The organism is Noviherbaspirillum autotrophicum (assembly GCF_000818395.1).
Taxonomy (GTDB): domain Bacteria; phylum Pseudomonadota; class Gammaproteobacteria; order Burkholderiales; family Burkholderiaceae_D; genus Noviherbaspirillum; species Noviherbaspirillum autotrophicum.
Genome location: NZ_JWJG01000028.1, coordinates 3,428,303 through 3,450,463 on the forward strand (window position 1 = coordinate 3,428,303; position 22,161 = coordinate 3,450,463).

Genomic DNA, 22,161 nt, shown 5'->3' on the forward strand with positions numbered 1-22,161 from the left:
CCTGTCCACGACGGCGGAGAACCTCACTTCCGCACGCAGCCGAATCCAGGATGCCGACTTTGCTTCGGAAACGGCCAACCTCACCCGTGGCCAGATCCTGCAGCAAGCCGGTACCGCGATGCTCGCGCAAGCGAACTCGCTGCCTAACGGCGTGCTCGCCCTGCTCCGCGGCTAATTAGCACGGCAGGACCATGCTAACCGATACCCCGGCTGAAACCCTTTCAGTCGGGGTATTCCCTTTTAGGAGATGATCATGGACATCAAACCGATTGGTAGTTCGACAGCTCAACCCGGGCAGCGGATCTCGGACACAGGCAACTTCACTACGGACGTACCGATGGTTGCAGCAAGACAAGCCGCAGCTCCAGTACAGACAGTCAACGCGGTCAAGCAAGTCGCTGACATCCCGGCGCAAGCTCAAGTTAACGACGCGGTAAAGCAAATCAACGATACTTTGAAGAAGTTATCGCAAGATCTCGAATTTACACTGGATGAGGACAGTGATCGCCCGGTCGTGAAAGTAGTGGATCAGCAGACCAAGGAAGTCATCCGCCAGATTCCGACGCAGGAGGCACTGGAGATCGCGAAAGCCTTGGATCGCGTACAAGGATTGCTAATCAAACAACAAGCATGATCAGCCGCGGGCGGAAAACAGGCGGGTAAATCTCGCTCTAAAGTTCGGTTTGGTACCGCCGTTATTGAGATACAGTGATCACGTTTTAAAGGAGAGACAAGATGGGGATCTCATCTCCCGGTATCGGCTCCAATCTGGATATCAATGGCATCGTCGCCAAACTCATGCAGGCTGAAGCTCAGCCGCTGACGGCGCTCGCCAAGAAGGAAGCAAGTTACCAGGCCAAACTCTCCGCCTTCGGCACCTTGTCCGGCTCCCTGGGCGGACTACAGACGGCTCTGAATACACTGAACAATCAGTCCACGTTCACCGGGGTGAATGCCACCGCGTCGGACACGTCGATTTTCAGTGCATCAGCCACGTCCTCGGCCAGCGCTGGCAACTATAATGTCACCGTCACGCAACTGGCTCAGGCACAAACCATCTCATCGGCCGGCCAAACCAGCACGAGTGCGACCATCGGTACCGGCAGATCCACCAAGCTGACATTCCAGTTCGGCACGATCAGCGGCGGAAATTTCGTCACCACGGGCGCTCGATTAAGCTCCAGCGTTGCCACCAGCGGGATGCCGGCCAACTCGCTCAGCATTAACGGCAAGACAATCACCACCAGCGGGACGACCACCAGCGCCAAGGCGCTTGCCGACCAGATCAACCTTGAAAGCGCCACGACCGGCGTGACCGCTACAGCGAAGACGGATACTGGCGCGCTCGGCACGTTCACCACGACTTCCGCAGCCGGATACAGCCTGGACATTGGTGGCGTAAGCATTATCAGCAATGCGGCCGCCCCGGTCACAGCTGCCGATGCCCAGACGGCCATCAACAATGCGGCACCCGCTCTGACGGCGGCCGGCATATCCGTTTCGGGCACGGTGGCAACAGGTGACCTCAAGTTTACCAAGGCGGACGGAACTAACATTGCAATGCAGGAATCCGGGGCTGTCACCGGAGGATTCACATCTTCAATCGGAATTGGCGCGTCAAAGACAGCCGTTGGCGCAGTGTCGCTGAGCTCCGCAAATAAGATCAGCATAGACGGCACCAGCCCGGCGATTGCCGGATTCAGCGCGGGAAGCTCTGGCCCCTATACCTACAGCGGCGCAGGTTTTACCCTTGACCCGAACCAGCCCAGCGCCACGGTCACGATCGACAACACGAACAACTCGCTTCAGGGCATCCGCGATGCGATCAACAAGGCCAATATCGGCGTGACCGCATCGATCGTCTCTGATGGCAGCTCGGCGCCGAACCACCTGGTGATCAAGTCAAACAAGACGGGCGCTACTTCCAGCATGAAGATCAGCGTGGAAGATGCCACCGACCCGCTGCAGACCGAACAGAAGCTGGTCGATTTGCTTGCCTACAATCCTGCAGGCACGCAGAACATGACACAAAGCGCTGCCGGACAAAATGCAACTCTTTCGGTCAACGGCATTGCGGTGACCAGCACCACCAACACGGTGAGCAGCGCCATCGAAGGCGTGACCATGACCCTGTCAAAGGTGGGCAACGCCAATCTGTCCATTTCGGCAAACACCGCGGCCGTGACCTCGGCGGTGAACGGATTCGTCAAGGCATTCAATGACATCAATTCCACCATCAAGAAGCTAACGAGTTACGATGCAACCACTAAAAATGCGGGCATACTGCTAGGTGACTCATCCGTACGCAACATTCAGTCGCAGCTTCGCAAGATGATGTCGACTCCCCTGGTGGGATCGAGCGGCAGCCTGACAACACTGTCCCAGATCGGCTTGTCGATTGCCAAGGATGGCACGATGTCGCTCGACTCCGGAAAGCTGTCGGCAGCCATGAGCAAGAACATGAGCGATGTCGCCGCCCTGTTCTCCTCCGTGGGCACAACCACGGACAGTCTGGTCAAGTTCGAAGGCTCGACCTCGTCAAGTACGGCAGGCACATACAACGTACGCATAAACAAACTGGCAACTCAGGGAAACGTTACCGGATCGAACGCCGTCGCTCCCACCACCATCGACGGATCAAACAAGGACCTGGTCCTCTCGGTGGATGGCGTAACCGCCTCCGTTGCGCTGACTTCAGGCGCATATACGCCCGAGGCGCTGATTGCACAAGTCCAATCGAGCATCAACAGCGCCTCGGCGTTGTCTTCCGCCGGCATCGCAGTCAGCGTCACGCTCGATAATGCCGGCAAAATGGTCATCACATCGAACAAGTACGGCTCTACCTCCAAAGTCACCATTACCGGTAGCGGTGTTGCGGCATTGATGGGCACGGCGACAGCTACCGACGGCATCGACGTCGAAGGCACGGTCGCAGGAGTTAAGGGAATGGGCTCCGGCCAATACTTGACTGGCGCCTCCGGCTCGCCAGCGGCCGGTCTGAAATTGAATATTACAGGTGGCGCGGCAGATCCCCTATTAGGCGCAGATCGTGGCACGGTTACCTTTTCACATGGTTATGCCCATGACCTGAACAAGCTGATTGACGGCTATCTCGGCAGCTCAGGCCTGATTGGCGGCCGTACGGATGGACTAAACAGAAGCATCAAAGACATCGACAAGCAAAATGAAGTGCTTAACGCGCGACTGGCCGACACCGAGGCACGCTACCGCAAGCAGTTCACTGCTCTGGATACCCTGATCAGCAAGATGAACTCGACCAGCACTTACCTGACGCAGCAACTTGCGCAGATCAGCGCCAACTCCAAGTCTTAACAAACAACGCACGAAACATACGAGGAAAACGACAATGTTTGGATCGATGCGCAGCGGCGCAAACGCCTACGCCAAGGTCGGTATCGAAACCGGCGTCGTCGCGGCTAGTCCGCACAAACTGATCGTTATGCTGTTCGACGGCGCACTTGCGGCTCTGGCCACAGCTCTGCAGCACATGAATACAGGCAACATTCCGGGCAAGGGGCAAGCCCTGTCGAAAGCAATCACCATTATCGACAGCGGCCTGCGCGCCAGCCTTGACCATAAGGTTGGCGGCGAGATCGCGGCCAATCTGGACGCCTTGTACGAATACATGAGCACCCGGCTGATGACCGCCAACCTGAACAATCAGCCAGAACTGATCGAGGAAGTGCAGCGCTTGCTGCAAGACTTGCGAAGCGCGTGGGAAGCCATTGCCCCGGCAGGACAGGCAGCACCGGAAGCCCCCCCCGCAATCAACGATCCTCTCGCCCCCAATATTTCAGGACTAGTAAAGGCTTGACCACCATGACTGGCGAAGAAGTCATCTCTATCTACGAAAAGGTCGCGGTCATCACGCATCAGATGCTTGCCGCAGCGCGTGAATACGACTGGGAACAACTGGCGGAACTGGAATCCCAGTGCGCCAGCCATGTGGCAACGCTCAAGCGCGGCGAATCCGCCGTTCCGCTGACCGGCATGGTCCGCGAACAGAAGGTCAAGTTCATCCGCCAGATCCTGGCGGATGACCGCGAGATCCGTACTATCACGGAACCGTGGATGGAGCAGCTTTCCGTACTGATCAAGAGCACTGGAACAGAGCGCAAACTGGCCCAGGCATACGGCGCCAACCAGTCGGGTTAATCTATGCTCCCGCGGGCCGATATCGTTGGAACACGGCCCGTTGCCTCGGTTGAGGCAACCCGGCCGATCATCCCGGTCGGCGACGCCCACCAGGAATTATCGCAGCGCTTAAACCGGATTGCACTCGGCTCATTTCTCGAAGGCGAAGTACTGTCGCGACTGCAAGACGGGACATTTGTCGTAAAGGTAGCCGACACCGCCGTGCGCATGAATCTGCCGGCCGGCACCCAAGTCGGCAAATCCCTTGACCTGACGCTGGTGGCGACGCAACCGCGCCCCACCTTTCTGTTGGCCAGCCAGGCCCGAGACAATCCTCCCGCCCTCAGCAATGCCGGAAAACTCATTGACTGGATTATCCATACAGCGAAGGCTGCAGGCGCGCCAGTCACCCTGACCGGCAAGACGCCGCTGGTGCCGTCGGCCAACGCGGATACGGGACAAATCGCATCGTCAATGAAAGACTCGCTGGAGTTCAGCGGCCTGTTCTACGAATCTCACCTTGAACATTGGGCCAGCGGCGAGCGCCCGCTATCGGCGCTGCTGCGAGAACCACAGGCCGGCAACAGCAATCCCCGTCTGCTCCAGGCGGCGCTCCAGGCGGCGCTCCAGACAGCGCTCAAGGTCGCTTCACAAGGACAGTCACCGGCGGATACAGATCACGTTGCACGATTAATTGCCAGCCTGTCTAGCCAGCCCGAAGCCGCGCGCAACCTGCTGGCCGCATTGCATGCTGCACACAACCCGGACACAGCGCCCGCAGCCCTCACCCCTTCCCCGCAAGACAGCCAACAAGCCCCACAGGCATTGGCCAGAACGGATGGTGAAACCATGGCCGCGCTACCAGTCGATATATCGCTCTCCGACACATTGGCAGAAGCAGCGTCGAAGAATGCCGCGCTCGCTACCGCCGCCCCCCTTGCAAACGAAGTGGAGACCGCTGGACTAACCAAATTCATGAGCAGCGAATCGATCAACATGGTCAACCTGCAATTGAACACCCTCGAACAACACCGGATTGCCTGGCAAGGCGAGTTATGGCCGGGCCAACCGATCGAGTGGGAGATCGGCGAAGATACCCCGCAGACCAATCATGCCGAATTCCAGGAAAGGACGTGGCAAAGCGTGATCCGATTCGAGTTACCCACCTTGGGAAAGGTGGCGGCAACGATTCGACTGACCGGCGAGCGCGTTCAGGTTCAGGTCCGAGCAGCGAACGAAGACACAGCAACACTATTGCGCGCGTACGGCGATACGCTGGGCGCCGCCCTGGCCGCAGCCGGATCACCTTTGGAACAGTTTTCCGTAAAACGCGATGCAAAAGCATAGTCCAACGCCGAGAAAATCGCTTTCGCCGGTGCGACAAGGCATATCGGGCGTATCGAGGCGATAAACAAAATGACACAATCGCCCCCTCCCAAAAACGCTGTCGCACTCGCATATCAGAGCGGGGATGCTGCTCCCAAAGTAGTGGCCAAAGGGCGCGGCCTCGTTGCGGAACAGATCATTGCCCGGGCCAAGGAACACGGCGTGTTCGTGCATGAATCGCGCGAGCTGGTTGCCCTGCTGACCCAGGTCGACCTGGATGAACACATTCCACCGGCCCTGTACCGCGCCGTCGCTGAACTGCTGGCATGGGTGCACCACCTTGAGGCTGCCCAGCGAGGCACCAACGAGGTATCATAGAAGGTTGCACTTAATGTCACTCTTAATGCTCAACGAGAACCAGATGACTTCCGAATTTGACGACGACAGCCAGGATTTAAGTCGCTACCAGGTCTACTCGCGGCGGGAAATCGTCAGCCTGCTGCGTGCTGTAAGCACGCGCAATCAACTGGTGCGAATGCAAGCCAATAACGGCGCCGACGCCGTCATCACCTCTATCCTGGAAGTCGATGACGCCAACGATACGGTGATCATCGATCGCGCGCAGAGTGCATTGACCAACGAGCGCATCCTTGAAAGCGATGAGGTCGCGTTCGAAACCGTGCTGGAAAACATCCGCATCCTGTTTTTCGCGTCGAACGTATACAGCTGCGTGCATGACGGCCGCCCTGCATTGAGCATGGCGATCCCGGAAAGCTTGATTCGCTTGCAACGGCGCGAGTATTACCGGGTATCGACGCCGGTCGCGCACCCGGTGCGCTGCACCTTTACCATTCCCAGCGAGACGGGCGAAATCAGCGACACGATCACCGTCCCGTTGCACAATATCAGCGCAGGCGGCCTTGCCGTCGTCGACGAAAAGAAACAGATTCCCGCCACGCTCGGTATCGTCTATGACAAATGCCGTATCGAGCTGCCGGGCGGAGCCATCGAAACCCGGCTCGAGCTCATGAATATCCACGACCTCAAGCTCACCAACGGAAAGACCACGCGGCGCTTGGGTTTCATGTTCGTCAACATCCCCAACGCGGCTCTCGCGGCCGTCCAACGCTACATCACGAAACTGGAGCGGGAACAAAACGCGCGAGCGACAGGGATGGCCTGACTTAACGTTGTGATAACAACGAGAGGAAACTGGTTGTCGAAGATAGAAAAAAGGCGCGGCAATGCCGCGCCTTTTTTCTTCCCCAGATGAGCTGGCGCACATCCGGGAACAGGTACGGGTTACACCTGCATGTTCATGATGTCTTGATAAGCCGAGACCAGCTTGTTACGGACTTGAACCGTGGCTTGGAAGGAGATATTGGCCTTTTGCATGGAGATCATCACATCCGACAGGTTGACGCTGTCATCGCCCAATGCGAAACGCTGGCCAAGCTGCTCCGCTTTCTGTTGCGTGTTATTGACGGAGTCAAGCGAAGCGCGCAACGCAGCCGCAAAATCCGCCTTGGCTGCCGGCTGCTCGGCGTCGACCTGTTTGATGTCGCCCTTGGCGACTGCGGCAGCGGCCTTCAGTTGCGCCACCATGGCTTCGATGCGGCTGGTGTCGATCATCCCTGGTTTCATCATTCCTCCTTGCGGCAGATACGCATGGCAAAGGCACATCCGCCCTTTATGCTCACACATTATCACTTGGCGCAACAACAGACGGCGCGATAAGCAGCAGAAATGCCGCTCTATTCCAAAGATTGAAATCTTGTGCTGCACCGACAATTCAGGCTAAGGCATCATGTTTATTATTTGACGGCACCACAAGTGAAACTGACAACGATACTTAAAAACTGCACTCATGGAGGCCAGACATGGCAATAGTTGCGGAAGAGGATAACAAGGCCTCTCCCAACAATCTGCTGAACTTCGTGCGTACGCCGAACGGGCGCAATATAGCGCTGATGGTCGGTGTCGCGGCCGTCGCCGCAGCGATGGCCGGCGTATGGATGTGGGGTCAGCAGCCGGAGTACCGGGTATTGTTCTCCAATTACTCCGATCGCGACGGCGGCGCCATCGTCGCTTCGCTGCAACAGATGAACGTGCCGTACAAGTTTGCCGAAGGCGGCGGGGCCATCCTCGTGCCAGCCGAGCGTGTGCACGATGCACGACTCAAGCTGGCGTCGCAGGGGCTGCCGAAAGGCGGCAACGTCGGTTTCGAGCTGATGGAGAACCAGCGACTCGGCGTCTCCCAATTCCTTGAGCAGGTGAACTTCCAGCGTGCGCTGGAAGGGGAACTGGCGCGTTCCATCCAGTCCGTCGCCGCAGTGCAGGCGGCCCGCGTCCACCTGGCGCTCCCGAAAAACTCGGTGTTCGTGCGCGACCAGCAAAAACCGACCGCTTCCGTGCTGCTGAACCTGCACCCGGGACGGACGCTCGACCGACAGCAGGTAAGCGCAATCGTTCACCTGGTTGCCAGCAGCGTACCGGAACTGAATACGAAAAACATCACGGTGGTCGACCAGGAAGGCAATCTGTTGTCCGACACGAGCAAGCAGCCGGGCGCCAATGGACTCGACCCGACCCAGCTGAAATACGTGCAGGAACTGCAACAGAGTATCGTGCATCGCATAGAGTCGATCATCACCCCGATCGTCGGCACCAACAACGTACGCGCCGAGGCGACCGCAGACGTCGATTTTTCGACGAGCGAACAAGCCGCCGAGATGTACAAGCCCAACCAGGGCGACAACCCGGCCGCGGTCCGCAGCCAGCACAGCAGCGAAATGCGCAATGGCGGCAATACCGCTTCCGGTGTTCCCGGCGCATTGACCAACCAGCCGCCCGCACCGGCGACGGCGCCGCTGACCACCCCCCCCGGCACGGCAGCGACCGCAAGTGCGGCGGCAAGCGCGAACGGCGCCAATGGGGCCGCCGCATCCGGTCCAATGCAGCGCGATTCGACCGTCAACTACGAAGTCGACAAGACCGTGCGCTACGTGCAGCAGCCGATGGGCGGCATCAAGCGCCTGTCGGTAGCTGTCGTGGTCAACTACAAGCGCGTCGTTGAAAAAGGCGGTAAGGTCGCCTACAAACCGTTGAGCGATGCCGAAAAGGCCCAGATCAGCGATCTGGTCAAGGAGGCAATGGGCTACAACAAGGAGCGCGGCGACAGCCTGAACGTGGTCAACAGCCCGTTCGCCGGCCTGGACAAGGAAGTGCAAGCCGAACCGCCGCTCTGGAAGCAGCCGGAAATGCTGGACCTGGCGAAGGAAGCGGGCAAATACCTGCTGATTGCCCTGGTCACCCTGTTCATGTATTTCAAGCTGCTGCGCCCCTTGCTTGACCGCCTGACCGCAAAGGAAGAGGAAAAGACCGAAGCCCTCCCCGCCCCGGTGCTGGACGCCGAAGGCAATCCGATTCCACAGCCGACGGCAGCCGCCATCGATGACCTGTCGGATCTGAATGACGAGGAAGCGACGCCGGCGATCAGCACGTACCAGCGCCGCCTGGAAGCCGCTAAGCGTCTTGCCAAGGAAAACCCGAAAGTAGTGGCAAATGTTGTGAAGGAATGGGTAACCGAATGAGCGATATCGGCGTTCAAAAAGCAGCGATCCTGATGCTCGCATTGGGCGAGGATGAGGCGGTCGAGGTCATGAAGTATCTTGGCCCGCGCGAAGTACAAAAGCTCGGGACTGCAATGTCCACGATGAAATCGGTGACCACCGAGGAACTCGAAACCGTATTGCAGGAGTTCCGCCTGCGGACCAAGACCAACACGTCTTTCGGCCTCGATTCGGACGACTACATCCGCAATGTTCTGACCAAGGCACTGGGCGACGACAAGGCAACCTCCCTGCTCAACCGTATCCTGGGCGCGCGCGAGGCGCGCGGCATCGAAAGTCTTAAGTGGATGGACGCGCAATCGGTGGCTGAACTGATCCGCAACGAGCACCCGCAGATTATCGCCACCATCATGGTGCACCTGGAGCGTTACCACGCCTGCGAAGTGCTCGACCATTTCACGGAGCGCCTGCGCAACGACGTAGTGCTGCGCATTGCCACCCTGGACGGCGTGCAGCCTGCCGCTCTGCGCGAGCTTAACGACGTGCTGACCAAGCTCTTGACCGGCAACGAAAACCTGAAGAAGAAGCCGATGGGCGGCATCCGCACCGCGGCCGAGATCCTCAACTTCTTCAGCGGCGAAAACGAATCGTCCGCGATGGAAAGCCTGAAGGCCTACGATACGGAGATGGCGCAGCAGATCATGGACGAGATGTTCGTTTTCGAGAACATCATGGATATCGACGACCGCGGCGTACAGATCATCCTGCGCGAAGTGCAGTCGGAATCGCTGATCATCGCCCTGAAAGGCGCCAGCGAAGGCCTGCGCAACAAGATTTTCAAGAACATGTCGTCGCGCGCGGCCGAGATGATGAAGGAAGACCTGGAATCGAAAGGACCGGTCCGCCTGTCCGAAGTCGAGGAAAAGCAGAAGGAAATCCTCGCCATCATCCGCCGTCTCGCCGACGAAGGCCAGGTTGTCCTGGGCGGCAAGGGCGAAGATACCTACGTCTAGGCACGCATACACGTAATCGGATAACGACGAAATGAGTTCCAGCAGGATTCCCAAGGAACAATTGACCGCCTATCAGCGCTGGGAACTGGCATCGTTCGACGAGCCTTCTCCGGCCGAGAAGGCAGCAGCAGCGCTAGCCGACCAGGTCAAGAAAGCCACAGAAGAAGCGCGCAACGCTTCCTACGCGGCAGGCATGGAGGAAGGCCGCGCGGCCGGGTTCGAACAGGGCAAGGCGCAGGGCTTCGAACAAGGCTACGCCGACGGTTTGGCACAGGGCCGTGCGCAGGCAGATCAAGAACGTACGCAACTGCTGCAGATCGCGCAAGTCTTCAGCGACGAAATCGCGCAAGCCAACGAGAAGATCGCATCGGATATCCTGGACCTGGCACTCGACCTGTCCAAGGCCATGCTGAAGAGCGCGCTGCACGTGCGCCCCGAACTCGTCATCCCAATCATTGGCGAAGCGGTCCGTTACCTGCCCTCGCTGCAACAGCCAGCCCTGCTCTTTCTGCATCCGGAAGACGCCAAACTGGCCTGCACGCTGATGGGGGAAGAACTGACCACAGCCGGCTGGCGCATCGTTGAGGACGCTGCAATGGAGCGCGGTGGGTGCCGCGTCGACACGGCAAGCAATCAGGTCGACGCCACCGCAACGAGCCGCTGGCAGCGCATCGCCGCCGCTCTCGGCAAGGACTCCGACTGGCTGGCGCCATGAGCACGGACACACCACACAGCAGCCGTTGGCAAGCCTACCTGCGCGATTGCAGCGCACTGCTGTCAATCTCCGAGCCGCTGCTGGTTTCAGGCCGCATCACGCGCGTTACCGGCCTGGTGATGGAAGCCATCGGATTGCGGCTGCCGATCGGCGCGGCTTGCACCGTTCCAATGCCGAACGGTACGCGCATCGAAGCCGAAGTGGTCGGATTCCAGGATGACCGCCTGTTTCTCATGCCGCAAAGCGATGTCGAAGGCGTCGTGCCCGGCACCCGGGTCTTGCCGCTCGAACTGGCGCACAGCCTGCCCCGTCCCGGCGCCGTCAGCCATCCGCGCCGCCGCCCGAGCGATCGCGGCCGGCACCTGCCGGTCGGCAGCGAGTTGCTGGGCCGCGTGCTCGACGCGGCCGGCCGCCCGCTCGACAACCTCGGTCCGCTCAATGCATCGCATGTCGCCCCCTTGAACGCGCGGGCCGCCAATCCACTGTCGCGTGCACCGATTCAGGAAATACTCGATGTCGGCGTACGCGCAGTCAACAGCCTGCTGACGGTGGGCCGCGGCCAGCGCATGGGCCTGTTCGCCGGCTCCGGCGTCGGCAAGAGCGTCTTGCTCGGCATGATGGCGCGCTACACCAGCGCCGATGTGATCGTGGTCGGCCTGATCGGCGAACGGGGACGCGAGGTCAAGGAATTCATCGAGCAGATCCTCGGCCCCGAAGGACTGGCACGCTCCGTGGTCGTGGCCGCCCCGGCAGACACCTCGCCGCTGATGCGTTTGCAGGGCACTGCCTATGCGACGGCGATTGCGGAGCATTTCCGTGATGAAGGAAAAAATGTCCTGCTGATCATGGACTCGCTGACCCGTTATGCGATGGCGCAGCGCGAAATCGCCCTCGCCATCGGCGAACCGCCGGCTACGAAGGGCTATCCGCCATCGGTATTCGCCAAGCTGCCAGCATTGGTCGAGCGCGCCGGCAACGGCAAGGAAGGCGGCGGTTCGATCACCGCGTTTTATACCGTGCTTACCGAGGGCGACGACCAGCAGGATCCGATCGCCGACGCGGCACGCGCAATCCTCGATGGTCATATCGTGCTCAATCGCTCGCTGGCCGAAGCCGGGCACTATCCCGCGATCGACATCGAACAGTCGATCAGCCGCGCGATGCATTCAATTACCTCGCACGATCACCAGAATTTGGCGCGTCGCGTGAAAAAGCTGACGTCGAGTTTCCAGCGCAGCCGCGACTTGATCAGCGTCGGCGCGTACAGTGCGGGATCCGACCGCGTGCTCGACGAAGCGATCGCAAAACATGACAGAATTGAAACATTCCTGCAGCAGGATATCAGCGAGTGCGCCAGCCTTGCCGAGAGCTTGGGGCAACTTTCCGCGCTATTCCAGTGATTGAATAGAATCAGACAGGAGCTATACTCAATTACATGGCTACCCCTTCCGCACTCGATACGCTGATCGAACTGGCGACCCAACAAACCGACGAAGCGGCCAAGCGGCTCGGACGCGCGATCCGGAACAGCGAAGATGCCGAGAAAAAGCTGCAGTTGCTGCTCCAGTACCGGGACGACTACATGGCGCGCTTCCAGACGACACTGCAAGCCGGCCTGAGTGCATCGAGCTATCGGAATTTTCAGCATTTCATCGACAAGCTCGACGAAGCCATCAAGGGACAGCAACGCGTCATCCAGGATGCCCAGGGGCGCGTGACAAGGGAGCGCGGAGCTTGGCAGGACAGCGAGCGCAAGCGCATATCCTACGACACGCTGGCGACGCGCGCCGAAAAAGTGCGGCAATTGAAAGAGTCACGGCGCGACCAGAAACAAACGGATGAATTCGCAGCGCGTGCGCTGTTCAACAAACGCTAGGCAGCACAACGCGGAAAACATGAATACCTCAGCCATTTCGAATCTCGCCAATCTCGCTTCCGGCACCACACCGGCGGCAAAAGCGCCCGGCGCTGTATCCGACGCACCGTTCAGCCAGGTGCTGTCGCGCGAAATGGCCGCGCAACCGAAGCCCAGCGAGCCGGCCAAGGCCAGCAAGGCGCAAAACGACAAGGAATCGCAGCCTACGGAATCCGCTGCAAACGAATCGAAGCCCGTGCAACAGTCCGACGCGGCCGCTTCGTCGGATAGCACCTCTCCGGAAAACGCCGCGCGCTTCGCCAAGTCGGACAAAGCGGTTTCAAGCACGTCCGCCCGGGCCGGTGAAGACAAGGACCAAGACGACGATGTGCCGGTTTCGGCCGAGTCGGAACAATTGCTTGCCCTGGTGGCCAGCCTGACGCAACCGGTGGCAAAGCAAGCAGACACCAAGACTGAAGACGACAGCAAACAGGCGGCGCTCGATGCATCGGACGACGGTTCAGCGCAGGACAAGCAGGCAAAAGATATTTTGTTACTTGCGCAATCTGGACAACCTCAGAATACCCCACAAGAATTGGTGACAGACCCGGCTAAAGGCCGCCCGACTTCCGAAAAAATCGAAAGCCTGTCCCTCCCCGGACAAAACCGAGTCGAATCTGCATCGCCCCAGCCTGTCGGAACTGCCGCCAGCGCCGCTCGTCGTGGTGTCATTAATGCCGCCGGCGAGCATGTCAAAGCCGCGGGCACTTCCGAAGAGGTCTCCTCCGAGCCTGACGAATTCCGCACCAAACTCGCACAAGCCAAGGATGAGAAGACAGCGGCGGACAGCAGCGCCACAAAGGCACAGCCGAGCCACTCGGAGCTCCCCGCGACACAATCTGCCGACCACCAGTCCGCACTAAAACTGGTACAGCATGCTGAACAACCAACCGTTGCACCATTCACAATGAACGCCGCGCCCGCAGCGCAGCCTCAGCCGCTTCAAGCCATGGCTGCGCAGGCAAGCGACATGCTCTCCCCGCGCGTCGGCAGCCAGGGATGGGACAAGGCGCTCAGCCAGAAGGTCGTCTGGATGGTGGGCAGCGATGTGCAAAGTGCATCATTGACGCTCAATCCGCCTGACCTCGGCCCTCTGCAAGTCGTGTTGCACGTATCGGAGAACCAGGCGACCGCGAATTTCACCGCGGCACAACCGGAAGTACGTCACGCGCTCGAGGCTGCGATGCCCAAGCTGCGCGAAATGCTGGGTGATGCCGGCATTCAGCTCGGCCAGGCCAACGTCAATGCCGGCAACCCGAACAGCAACCCGCAAAACGCATTTGAGCAGCCGCAGCAATCGTCACGCCGCGGCTCCGGCGCAGCAAGCGAAAGCAGCGACAAGCCCCCGGTGAGAGTCGGCCGCACCCAGACGATCACGGGCGGAGAGGGATTGGTCGACACGTTCGCCTGAGCCCCGCAGGACCAGTCACCCGATAGACGCCGCCGTAAAGAATGGCGGCGGAGCTGACATCATTAGCGCCAAAAGTTGTAGGGCGCCCCTATCCTTTATGATTCCTGTGATTAATAATGGCGTTGCAGCGCGGACTCATACCGGCCAAGGAATACTCAATTGGCATGCGATGCCCGGATATGGAAGACCTTCCCCCTTCTTTTCGACGCATCCTGAGTACCGCTTTTTTTGAATAATGACTGCATGACTGCAGCAATGCCGCACACAAGGATTTAGCAACGATGGCGACCTCCGCTCCCAAAGCAGCCAATAAAGCAGGCGCGAAGCCGGACTCAGATCAACCGGCGGCCGGCTCATCGAAAAAAAAGAAACTGATGATCATTGCCGCAGCAGCACTGCTGCTGATCGTTGGCGCCGGTGGCGGCGCGTGGTTTTTCCTCGGCTCGAAGGCGCAACACAGTGACAAGCCGGCAAAAGAGCAGCACAAACCTGCCACTCCTCCAGTATTCATGGCGCTGGAAACCTTCACCGTGAATCTGCAGGGGGAAGACATGCAGCAGTTCCTGCAGGTGAACATGACTTTGCAGGTAGCTGACGAAGCCACGGCCGAACAGCTGAAGACAAACATGCCGCAGGTGCGCAACCGACTGCTGCTGCTCTTGTCCAGCAAGAAGGCGGCGGAAATACTGACCGTCGAAGGGAAAAAGAAGCTCTCCACCGAGATCGTCCAGCAGATTCAGGAGCCCTTCACGCCCAACGGTCCGAAACACGACGTGTCCGACGTCTTTTTCACTTCGTTCGTCGTTCAGTAAAGTCATGTCCGACAATTTCCTCTCTCAAGAAGAAATCGATGCCCTGCTCAAGGGCGTCACCGGCGACCAGGATGAAGTCGAGGTCCCGGAGGATCTGTCCGGCGTGCGCCCGTACAACCTGGCAACCCAGGAACGTATCGTACGCGGCCGCATGCCGACGCTTGAGATTATCAACGAACGTTTTGCCCGGCTGTTTCGCATCAGCCTGTTCAATTTCCTGCATCGCGCCGCCGAGGTGTCGATCGGCCCGGTGCGGGTATCGAAGTACAGCGAATTCATCCGCAACCTGGTGGTGCCGACCAATCTGAACCTGGTCCACATGAAGCCTCTGCGCGGCACTGCACTGATCGTATTCGACCCGAATCTGGTGTTCCTGCTGGTCGATAACATGTTCGGCGGCGATGGGCGTTTTCATACTCGCGTCGAAGGCCGCGAATTCACGCTCACCGAGCAACGCATCATTCAACGCATTCTAAATATCGTCTTCGAGACCTACGCCAAGTCGTGGGAACCGGTGTACCCGATCGAGTTCGAGTACATCCGTTCGGAGATGAACACGCAGTTCGCCAATATCGCCACGCCCAATGAAGTGGTGGTGACCACCACCTTCTCCATTGAACTGGGACCGGTCACCGGCGAAATGCACTTTTGCACGCCCTATTCCACGATCGAACCGATCCGCGACATCCTGACGTCCAGTCTGCAGGGCGAAACCCTGGAAATGGACAAGCGCTGGATCCGCCTGTTAAAGCAGCAGATCAAGACCGCCGAGGTCGAGCTGGTTGCCAATCTCGGTACCGCCGACGTCACCTTTGGCGACATTCTGAACATGAAAGTGGGCGACATCATACCGATCGCCGTTCCCAACCCGCTGTGCGCTACTGTAGACAGCGTGCCTGTCATGGAATGCACCTACGGCAAGCTGAACGGCCAATATGCATTACGCATCGAAAAGCTGATCTACAGCGCCAACGAGTCGCTGCGCGGCCACGAGCAACTGCGCCGGCTCAAGGAAACCGAAGCTCGGGACGACAACGAAATACCGCAAGGAGAAACAAAAAATGGCTAACGAAACAACCAGCCCGGACGATGATTGGGGCGCGGCCCTGGCCGAACAGGCCAAGATGGAAGCAGCCGATCAGTCAGCCCAGCCGACGCCGGCCGCGTTCCAGGATTTTTCCGGCGCCAGCGTCAAGAGTGGCACGCACAATGACATCGACTTCATCCTCGACATCCCAGTCCAGCTTACGGTGGAATTGGGCCGCACCAAGATCGCCATCAAGAATCTGCTGCAGCTGGCACAAGGTTCGGTGGTCGAACTCGACGGTCTGGCCGGCGAACCGATGGACGTGCTGGTCAACGGCTGCCTGATCGCGCAAGGCGAAGTGGTGGTCGTCAACGACAAGTTCGGCATTCGCTTAACTGACATTATCAGCCCTTCCGAGCGCATCAGAAAACTGAACAAATGATGCAAGCTCTCGTTCTTCCGCTGCTGTTGTGTGCTGGCGGAGTCGCGCATGCGGCCGAACAGACGGGACCGGGTTCGGCGGCAAGCCTGCTGCAGGTATTGCTGGGACTGGTCGTCGTGCTCGGACTGCTGGCCGGAACCGCATGGACCATACGCCGCCTCGGACTGGCAAAGCCCTCGACCGCAAGCGTGGTCAAGATCGTCGGTGGAGCAAGCATCGGCACACGCGAGCGCATCGTGCTCGTGGAAGTCGCGGACCAGTGGATCGTGGTCGGAGTCGCTCCCGGATGCATCAATGCCCTGTCCACCATGCCGCGACAGGAAGGCTATACACTGCAAGAGAACATGCCGCCCATGGCAAAGAATTTTTCAGCATGGCTGAAGCAAACGATTGACAAGCGTAATGCGCAATAAGGTTTCGTTGTTTAGAAAGATACAGCCAATTACCAAGGCTATATTGCGCCCGGCACCCATCGCCGCGCTGCTCTGTGTGCCCGCGCTCGCATTTGCCCAGCAGGCCGGATTGCCAGCGTTTAGCAGCACCCCGGGTCCAGGCGGCGGTCAGACTTATTCCCTCAGCCTGCAGACGCTCCTGTTGCTGACCAGCCTGTCGTTCCTGCCGGCGGCGCTGATGATGATGACCAGCTTTACCCGTATCATTATCGTACTGTCGCTACTGCGCCAGGCCCTCGGCACCCAGAGCGCCCCGCCCAATCAGGTGCTGATCGGACTGTCTTTATTCCTCACTCTGTTCGTGATGGGGCCAGTACTCGACAAGATCTATACCGAGGCCTACCAACCGCTCTCGGAAAACAAGATCAACATGTCGCAGGCGCTCGACAAGGGCGTGGCACCACTCAAGAGCTTCATGCTGAAGCAGACACGTGAATCCGACCTGGCACTTTACGTCAAGCTGTCGCGCGGCCCCGCCTTGCAAGGCCCGGAAGACGTCCCGCTGCGGGTGCTGGTGCCAGCCTTCGTCACCAGCGAGCTGAAAACCGCGTTCCAGATCAGCTTCGCGATCTTCATTCCGTTCCTGATCATCGACATGGTGGTCGCCAGCGTGCTGATGTCGATGGGGATGATGATGGTGTCGCCGGCCATCGTGGCCCTGCCGTTCAAGCTGATGCTGTTCGTGCTGGTCGACGGCTGGCAGCTGCTGATCGGCTCGCTTGCTCAAAGTTTTTACTAAGGAATTCCAATGACTCCCGAAAGCGTCATGGGCATCGGCCGCCACGCCATGGAAGTGACTTTAATGGTGGCAGCGCCGCTGCTGCTGGTGGCGCTTGCCATCGGCCTGATCGTCAGCATATTCCAGGCAGCGACGCAAATCAACGAGCAGACCCTGTCGTTCATTCCAAAACTGGTCGGCATTTTCGTCGCGCTGGTGGTGGCTGGCCCATGGATGCTGTCAGTCATGCTCGACTATATGCGAGAACTGTTCACGAATATCCCAAACATGATTGGCTAGCCCGCGGCACCAACTCAATTCGGCAATGCCGCCCTTGCACATCGTTTCAGGCGGTTTTTTGCTTTTCATATGCTCTCTTTCACCAGCACCGAACTAAACACCTGGATCGCATCATTCCTGTGGCCACTGACCCGCATACTCGGGCTGGTATCAGTTGCTCCGCTGTTCGGCAATGTCAGCGTGCCTGCCCGCGTCAAGCTAGGTCTTGGCGTCATGCTGGCGATGGTGATTGCCCCCACCGTTCCTGCGGTGTCCGCGATGGCCCCGATGTCGCTGCAGGGGCTTCTGATCCTCGTGCAGCAACTCGTGATCGGCCTGTCAATGGGATTTGCGATGCGCACTGTCTTTGCCGGTATCGAAATGGCTGGCGAAATTAGCAGTATGACGATGGGATTAGGATTCGCGACCTTTTACGACCCACAATCGCGCGGCCACTCGTCGGCAATCAGCCAGTTCCTGGCGCTGCTAACACTGATGATTTATCTGGCGACAGACTTGCATCTGGTGCTACTGTCGACGCTGGCGCAGAGCTTTTCCAGCCTTCCGATTTCCACCGGGGCCCTTTCCAGTGCCGGGTTTCTGCAAGTGGTAAGTTGGGGGGCGCGTATTTTCAGCGCCGGGGTGCAATTATCGCTGCCGATCGTTGCGGCACTTCTTATTACAAACATGGCGCTCGGCATCCTGACTCGGGCAGCACCACAGCTGAACATCTTCGGCATCGGTTTTCCGATCACCATCGGTGTCGGGTTCTCGATGATTGCCGTGACCCTGCCCTATCTCGCCACACCGATCGGACATGTACTGCATGAAGGCATCGACGCTATCCAGCAAATTACTGCATTGATGGCGCCCAAGGCGAACTAGCAGCCTCCCGACTTATGCGTAAATAGGCGTTAAATATAGTTAAAAAGCGACAGATGGGAAACCTGCAGAAAGGATTTCTGCGCGGCTTCGAGCGCCTGCTGCTGCTGCGTAAAGTTGGAAATCACTTCAGCAAGATCGATATCCTGCAATTGATGCAGGGCTTCGGTGTACTGGACGTTAAGATCATCACCCGTGCTGTCGAGCACGTCGAGCTCTTTCAGGCGAGTACCAACCGCAGCGCGGACGGACAGCAAGTTATCCAGCGCATTATCGATGTTGTTATTTGCTGCATTCAACCCATTGGTAAGCTTTGCCTGCCCGGCTGCTGACATGGCCGGAGAGCTTAGCGTGTTCAGCAGAGTCTTCAACGTGGTGAAGATGCTTTGATTGGTGCTGGGGCTGGTTGTGAACTTGTCGCCAGAGGCGGGGTCACCTTTGACATCAATCTGCAGGCCATCGAATGTAATCGCCTGTCCGCTCACATATGTCGTTCCGGTAGCCGGTGGCGCTGCCAAATTGAAAACACCAGTAGCGGGGTCCATGTAAAACCCGGTGTTCGTATCCTGTACTACATAGGTCGTTGTCGGAGGATTGAACGGTACAGCAGGTGGGACGACGGTAAAGTTCACGCTGTAGCTGTGCCCGGTAACAAGGGTGCTGTCCACTACCGCACCACTCCCGACAATGCCCGAACCGGTATTGGCGGGCGCGGCGGCGGCCAGGAAGTCACCATTACCGGTGCGATTGTTTTCAAAAACCGCAGTGCCTGAATCATTGAGTGCTGTATGGCGGGACGGGCCGACTTGCAGCATGCGCTGCCCCTGATCGCCGCTGTACTGCGCACCTGTTGGTGTTTCCGAGAATGGTTGCGATGAGATCTGGAAACCGCCAAACATGAAATTTCCAGCACCATCGCGGCTGTTTGCAAGCCCCATCAACTCATCGATGCGTCCCCGTAGTTCCGCCGCCAGATACTTGCGTTGCGAATCCTCCATTGCACCGTTACCGGAATTAACGACCAGGGTCTTTACATCCTGCAGCAGCGTGGTCACACCCTGCAACACGCTTTCCTGCTGCGACAATAGGTTCTTTGCGTTCTGCCGATTGGTTGCAAACTGCTCGTTGATCGACATCGACTGGGTAATCCCCAGAATATTGGACGAAGCAACCGGGTCGTCAGCAGGCGTCAGCACCCGGCGCTGAGTCGATAACTGCTGCTGAGTCTTCACCAGCTTAGCCTGGAGATCGCTGATCTTCGTGGAGCCCAGTTCGAAAATCGTATTCGTGCTAATGCGCATGATCTAATACTCCTACCAACCTGAAACCATTAAATTCACGCTACTGCGCCATATCGACGTATTAACCTGGACATCAGCCTTGGCCTAATCGGACCAAGGTATCGAACATTTCCTTCACAGCCTGCATGACTTTGCCTGCTGCTACATATGCCTGTTGGTAACGCAACAGATTCGCACCTTCTTCGTCCAGATTTACACCGGAATCCGCGTCTTGCGCTTCCTTGAGCTGGGTAACCAAATTGGTTTGCGCGTCCGTACCTACCTGCAGTTCATGCGTCTTGTTACCAACCATGCTTACCATTTGGGAAAGCGCCCCCTGGTAGGTAGTTGTTCCATTTACCAGCGTCACGGCTGTTTGCAGATTACCCAGCAACACCATGTTACGGTTGTCACCAGAAGTGCTGCTATTGGCCTTAACGACGAACTGGTCACCATTACCCGGCGCCCCGCTAATCTGGAGACTTATGCCACCGACATCAGGAGGCGGTCCAGGTAGCGACGCTCCAAATGTGATCGTGGCGCCTGACGTGTATGGAACTGCCGTGCCAGGCGCGTAAATTGTAGAGTTTCCGTTAATATCGGTGACCTTGACGTCAAACGGAAATCCGGTCGCAGACGGCGCATTGAGCGTACCTGTTGTAGCGTTATAAACCAACGTTTTCGGCGTGGCGACCATTGCAGTCGTAAAATTCTTATCGACTGTTCCTGCACTTAGAGTCGCAGTGCCAGTATTGGTCGTCGGGCTCGTTGTTGCAATCGGGGCAGCTGAAGCAATGTTGTTCAGATCCGATACGAGCACCTTGAACCCGGCCGCAGCATTGATCGTCGGCTTCACGATGTATTGGTCGCCTGCCACGGTTGTCCCGGCGCCCAACGTAATCTTTACGCCATCGACCGTAACGCCCGCGGCCAGCGCCGCCGGTGATGAAGTGGATACCAGCGTATTGTCAGACAGGCGCGTGATCGCGTAATTGCTGCCATCAAAGTTGATCTTATAATCGCTTGCCTTCAACGCCGATACGTCGGTAATGTCCGCATCCACGTCAGCCGTGCCGGCGTTCAGGTTGCTGTGAATGGACAAGGGCTTCGCCATATTGAAGAAGTCGCCCCCCATCGCACCAGTTCGATCCTTGCCCAGCTTGTGCTGGTCATTGAAAGTGGTGGCAAGTCCAATTGCAATTCGCCCCAACTGGTTCTGCGCATCGGTCAGGGTGGTGCTGCGAAACTCGAACAACCCACCCAGTTTGCCACCTTGCAGGCTGCTTTCGGAAAGACGTACCGTGCCTTTGGATGTAACCAGCCCAACCTCGACTTCACTGAGATCTGTTGGCGATGTGGCGGGAGCGAGCTGAGACACGGTCGATCCGACCACCATGGGTTGGCCGTTACCAATGAAAATTCCGTAATTGTTGCCGTCTTTGGACACTGTGACCTTGGTCAGCTTGCTCAACTCTCCGACCAAGTGATCACGCTGATCGAGCAAATCGTTCGGCATCTGGCCGCTGCCGCTCTGTGCCTTGGAGATTGCCTCATTGAGGTCTGCGATCTGCTCCGCATAGGAGTTAATTGCGGTAATAGTGGTTGATATCTCGGAATTGACCGCGACACGCAATTCACGCAACTGACCATCCATGCTTTGGAAACGGCTCGCCATCGATTGTGAAGCCGCCAACATTGAACCACGCGCGTCCGGATTTGCGGCCAGGTTTTGCACACTCTGGAAAAAATCTTGTAATACCGGCGACAGCCCAGAATTGGGGTCGGCGAGCATGTTATTAATACGGGATGCTTGGGTGTAATGAGCATCCAGCTGGCCTTGACTGGTCTGTACGGTGCGCAGTTGCGAGCCAAGGTATTCGTTATAGACACGCTGTACGGATATCACCTCGGTACCCTTGCCGATGAACCCGCCCCCCTCGTTCTGCCCGCTTACTGCGGCCTGCAGCACGATCTGGCGATGATAGCCTTCGGTTCGCGCGTTGGCGATATTGTGAGCGGTGGTCGCAAGTCCCTGCTGCGCAGCAACAAGTGCACTATTAGTGGAGCTGAGGATATTGGCCATGATTTTTTTCCTTGGTATCCCGATATACCGTGACGCCTCTATGTACGGCAGCTTGGGGGAAAACTTGAGGCAATTTTGA

General features: G+C 58.2%; 24 protein-coding genes. 21 read left to right on the plus strand and 3 right to left on the minus strand.

Features of this window, described 5'->3' with window-relative positions; all coding sequences use genetic code 11:
- The 8 genes from TSA66_RS17155 to TSA66_RS17190 form a co-directional block, all read left to right on the plus strand.
- Positions 1 to 175: flagellin (locus TSA66_RS17155; protein WP_269748417.1), on the plus strand; the 175-nt coding region annotated here is incomplete at its 5' end.
- A gap of 78 nt (positions 176 to 253) precedes the next feature.
- A complete protein-coding gene (locus tag TSA66_RS17160; RefSeq protein ID WP_040042708.1) occupies positions 254 to 634 on the plus strand; it encodes a flagellar protein FlaG in 381 nt (126 codons plus the stop codon).
- A gap of 101 nt (positions 635 to 735) precedes the next feature.
- Positions 736 to 3,333 (plus strand): flagellar filament capping protein FliD, encoded by a 2,598-nt coding sequence (gene fliD, locus TSA66_RS17165; protein ID WP_040040815.1) that lies wholly within the window; start codon positions 736 to 738, stop codon positions 3,331 to 3,333.
- Between the two features lie 34 nt (positions 3,334 to 3,367).
- Positions 3,368 to 3,835 carry a flagellar export chaperone FliS gene (gene fliS, locus TSA66_RS17170; RefSeq protein ID WP_040040816.1) on the plus strand — a complete coding sequence of 156 codons (468 nt, stop codon included), beginning with the start codon at positions 3,368 to 3,370 and terminating at the stop codon, positions 3,833 to 3,835.
- A 5-nt stretch (positions 3,836 to 3,840) separates the two neighbouring features.
- Positions 3,841 to 4,176 (plus strand): flagellar protein FliT, encoded by a 336-nt coding sequence (locus tag TSA66_RS17175; protein ID WP_040040817.1) that lies wholly within the window; start codon positions 3,841 to 3,843, stop codon positions 4,174 to 4,176.
- 3 nt (positions 4,177 to 4,179) lie between these two features.
- Positions 4,180 to 5,502 (plus strand): flagellar hook-length control protein FliK, encoded by a 1,323-nt coding sequence (fliK, locus tag TSA66_RS17180; protein WP_040040818.1) that lies wholly within the window; start codon positions 4,180 to 4,182, stop codon positions 5,500 to 5,502.
- Positions 5,503 to 5,571: 69 nt separating this feature from the next.
- Positions 5,572 to 5,859 carry an EscU/YscU/HrcU family type III secretion system export apparatus switch protein gene (locus TSA66_RS17185; protein WP_040040819.1) on the plus strand — a complete coding sequence of 96 codons (288 nt, stop codon included), beginning with the start codon at positions 5,572 to 5,574 and terminating at the stop codon, positions 5,857 to 5,859.
- Positions 5,860 to 5,902: 43 nt separating this feature from the next.
- A complete protein-coding gene (locus TSA66_RS17190) occupies positions 5,903 to 6,664 on the plus strand; it encodes a flagellar brake protein (protein ID WP_052452673.1) in 762 nt (253 codons plus the stop codon).
- A 119-nt stretch (positions 6,665 to 6,783) separates the two neighbouring features.
- Here TSA66_RS17190 and fliE read toward each other — a convergent pair whose 3' ends face one another.
- Complete coding sequence (gene fliE, locus TSA66_RS17195) at positions 6,784 to 7,125, minus strand: flagellar hook-basal body complex protein FliE (RefSeq protein ID WP_040040821.1); 342 nt, start codon at positions 7,123 to 7,125, stop codon at positions 6,784 to 6,786.
- 236 nt (positions 7,126 to 7,361) lie between these two features.
- On the opposite strand from fliE, the gene fliF reads away from it, so the two are divergent.
- The 13 genes from fliF (at position 7,362) to fliR (ending at position 18,722) form a co-directional block, all read left to right on the plus strand.
- On the plus strand, positions 7,362 to 9,074 hold the full coding sequence (fliF, locus tag TSA66_RS17200; RefSeq protein ID WP_040040822.1) for a flagellar basal-body MS-ring/collar protein FliF: 1,713 nt from the start codon (positions 7,362 to 7,364) through the stop codon (positions 9,072 to 9,074).
- Positions 9,071 to 10,066, plus strand: coding sequence for a flagellar motor switch protein FliG (gene fliG / locus TSA66_RS17205; protein ID WP_040040823.1), 996 nt, complete (start codon positions 9,071 to 9,073; stop codon positions 10,064 to 10,066). The genes fliF and fliG overlap by 4 nt, the downstream gene beginning before the upstream one ends.
- Before the next feature lie 31 nt (positions 10,067 to 10,097).
- Positions 10,098 to 10,781: a flagellar assembly protein FliH gene (gene fliH / locus TSA66_RS17210; protein ID WP_040040824.1), complete on the plus strand. Its 684-nt coding sequence runs from the start codon at positions 10,098 to 10,100 to the stop codon at positions 10,779 to 10,781.
- Positions 10,778 to 12,181 (plus strand): flagellar protein export ATPase FliI, encoded by a 1,404-nt coding sequence (gene fliI / locus TSA66_RS17215; protein ID WP_040040825.1) that lies wholly within the window; start codon positions 10,778 to 10,780, stop codon positions 12,179 to 12,181. Before fliH ends, fliI begins: the two co-directional genes overlap by 4 nt.
- Before the next feature lie 35 nt (positions 12,182 to 12,216).
- The gene (gene fliJ / locus TSA66_RS17220) at positions 12,217 to 12,657 is read left to right on the plus strand and encodes a flagellar export protein FliJ (RefSeq protein WP_040040826.1); all 441 of its coding nucleotides are present in this window, start codon (positions 12,217 to 12,219) and stop codon (positions 12,655 to 12,657) included.
- Between the two features lie 19 nt (positions 12,658 to 12,676).
- Positions 12,677 to 14,107, plus strand: a complete 1,431-nt coding sequence (locus TSA66_RS27830; RefSeq protein WP_052452399.1) for a flagellar hook-length control protein FliK — start codon at positions 12,677 to 12,679, stop codon at positions 14,105 to 14,107.
- Between the two features lie 281 nt (positions 14,108 to 14,388).
- The gene (gene fliL / locus TSA66_RS17230; RefSeq protein WP_040040827.1) at positions 14,389 to 14,919 is read left to right on the plus strand and encodes a flagellar basal body-associated protein FliL; all 531 of its coding nucleotides are present in this window, start codon (positions 14,389 to 14,391) and stop codon (positions 14,917 to 14,919) included.
- Positions 14,920 to 14,923: 4 nt separating this feature from the next.
- Complete coding sequence (gene fliM, locus TSA66_RS17235; protein ID WP_084199681.1) at positions 14,924 to 15,988, plus strand: flagellar motor switch protein FliM; 1,065 nt, start codon at positions 14,924 to 14,926, stop codon at positions 15,986 to 15,988.
- Positions 15,981 to 16,388 carry a flagellar motor switch protein FliN gene (fliN, locus tag TSA66_RS17240; protein ID WP_040040828.1) on the plus strand — a complete coding sequence of 136 codons (408 nt, stop codon included), beginning with the start codon at positions 15,981 to 15,983 and terminating at the stop codon, positions 16,386 to 16,388. Before fliM ends, fliN begins: the two co-directional genes overlap by 8 nt.
- Positions 16,385 to 16,801, plus strand: coding sequence for a flagellar biosynthetic protein FliO (gene fliO / locus TSA66_RS17245; RefSeq protein ID WP_040040829.1), 417 nt, complete (start codon positions 16,385 to 16,387; stop codon positions 16,799 to 16,801). The genes fliN and fliO overlap by 4 nt, the downstream gene beginning before the upstream one ends.
- A complete protein-coding gene (gene fliP / locus TSA66_RS17250; RefSeq protein ID WP_084199683.1) occupies positions 16,791 to 17,579 on the plus strand; it encodes a flagellar type III secretion system pore protein FliP in 789 nt (262 codons plus the stop codon). Before fliO ends, fliP begins: the two co-directional genes overlap by 11 nt.
- A 9-nt stretch (positions 17,580 to 17,588) precedes the next feature.
- The gene (gene fliQ / locus TSA66_RS17255; protein ID WP_040040830.1) at positions 17,589 to 17,858 is read left to right on the plus strand and encodes a flagellar biosynthesis protein FliQ; all 270 of its coding nucleotides are present in this window, start codon (positions 17,589 to 17,591) and stop codon (positions 17,856 to 17,858) included.
- 69 nt (positions 17,859 to 17,927) lie between these two features.
- Positions 17,928 to 18,722, plus strand: coding sequence for a flagellar biosynthetic protein FliR (fliR, locus tag TSA66_RS17260; RefSeq protein WP_040040831.1), 795 nt, complete (start codon positions 17,928 to 17,930; stop codon positions 18,720 to 18,722).
- A 29-nt stretch (positions 18,723 to 18,751) separates the two neighbouring features.
- Here the strand turns inward: fliR and flgL are convergent, their stop codons facing one another.
- Together flgL and flgK are read right to left on the minus strand one after the other, a co-directional pair.
- Positions 18,752 to 20,020, minus strand: a complete 1,269-nt coding sequence (flgL, locus tag TSA66_RS17265; RefSeq protein WP_040040832.1) for a flagellar hook-associated protein FlgL — start codon at positions 20,018 to 20,020, stop codon at positions 18,752 to 18,754.
- Between the two features lie 73 nt (positions 20,021 to 20,093).
- Positions 20,094 to 22,082, minus strand: a complete 1,989-nt coding sequence (gene flgK / locus TSA66_RS17270; RefSeq protein ID WP_052452400.1) for a flagellar hook-associated protein FlgK — start codon at positions 22,080 to 22,082, stop codon at positions 20,094 to 20,096.
- Positions 22,083 to 22,161 lie beyond the last annotated feature (79 nt).

Coding starts and splice junctions, on each gene's coding strand:
- TSA66_RS17160 (WP_040042708.1), top strand. CDS start 254: ATGGACATCAAACCGATTGGTAGTTCGACAGCTCAACCCGGGCAGCGG.
- fliD (WP_040040815.1), top strand. CDS start 736: ATGGGGATCTCATCTCCCGGTATCGGCTCCAATCTGGATATCAATGGC.
- fliS (WP_040040816.1), top strand. CDS start 3,368: ATGTTTGGATCGATGCGCAGCGGCGCAAACGCCTACGCCAAGGTCGGT.
- TSA66_RS17175 (WP_040040817.1), top strand. CDS start 3,841: ATGACTGGCGAAGAAGTCATCTCTATCTACGAAAAGGTCGCGGTCATC.
- fliK (WP_040040818.1), top strand. CDS start 4,180: ATGCTCCCGCGGGCCGATATCGTTGGAACACGGCCCGTTGCCTCGGTT.
- TSA66_RS17185 (WP_040040819.1), top strand. CDS start 5,572: ATGACACAATCGCCCCCTCCCAAAAACGCTGTCGCACTCGCATATCAG.
- TSA66_RS17190 (WP_052452673.1), top strand. CDS start 5,903: ATGACTTCCGAATTTGACGACGACAGCCAGGATTTAAGTCGCTACCAG.
- fliE (WP_040040821.1), bottom strand. CDS start 7,125: ATGAAACCAGGGATGATCGACACCAGCCGCATCGAAGCCATGGTGGCG.
- fliF (WP_040040822.1), top strand. CDS start 7,362: ATGGCAATAGTTGCGGAAGAGGATAACAAGGCCTCTCCCAACAATCTG.
- fliG (WP_040040823.1), top strand. CDS start 9,071: ATGAGCGATATCGGCGTTCAAAAAGCAGCGATCCTGATGCTCGCATTG.
- fliH (WP_040040824.1), top strand. CDS start 10,098: ATGAGTTCCAGCAGGATTCCCAAGGAACAATTGACCGCCTATCAGCGC.
- fliI (WP_040040825.1), top strand. CDS start 10,778: ATGAGCACGGACACACCACACAGCAGCCGTTGGCAAGCCTACCTGCGC.
- fliJ (WP_040040826.1), top strand. CDS start 12,217: ATGGCTACCCCTTCCGCACTCGATACGCTGATCGAACTGGCGACCCAA.
- TSA66_RS27830 (WP_052452399.1), top strand. CDS start 12,677: ATGAATACCTCAGCCATTTCGAATCTCGCCAATCTCGCTTCCGGCACC.
- fliL (WP_040040827.1), top strand. CDS start 14,389: ATGGCGACCTCCGCTCCCAAAGCAGCCAATAAAGCAGGCGCGAAGCCG.
- fliM (WP_084199681.1), top strand. CDS start 14,924: ATGTCCGACAATTTCCTCTCTCAAGAAGAAATCGATGCCCTGCTCAAG.
- fliN (WP_040040828.1), top strand. CDS start 15,981: ATGGCTAACGAAACAACCAGCCCGGACGATGATTGGGGCGCGGCCCTG.
- fliO (WP_040040829.1), top strand. CDS start 16,385: ATGATGCAAGCTCTCGTTCTTCCGCTGCTGTTGTGTGCTGGCGGAGTC.
- fliP (WP_084199683.1), top strand. CDS start 16,791: ATGCGCAATAAGGTTTCGTTGTTTAGAAAGATACAGCCAATTACCAAG.
- fliQ (WP_040040830.1), top strand. CDS start 17,589: ATGACTCCCGAAAGCGTCATGGGCATCGGCCGCCACGCCATGGAAGTG.
- fliR (WP_040040831.1), top strand. CDS start 17,928: ATGCTCTCTTTCACCAGCACCGAACTAAACACCTGGATCGCATCATTC.
- flgL (WP_040040832.1), bottom strand. CDS start 20,020: ATGCGCATTAGCACGAATACGATTTTCGAACTGGGCTCCACGAAGATC.
- flgK (WP_052452400.1), bottom strand. CDS start 22,082: ATGGCCAATATCCTCAGCTCCACTAATAGTGCACTTGTTGCTGCGCAG.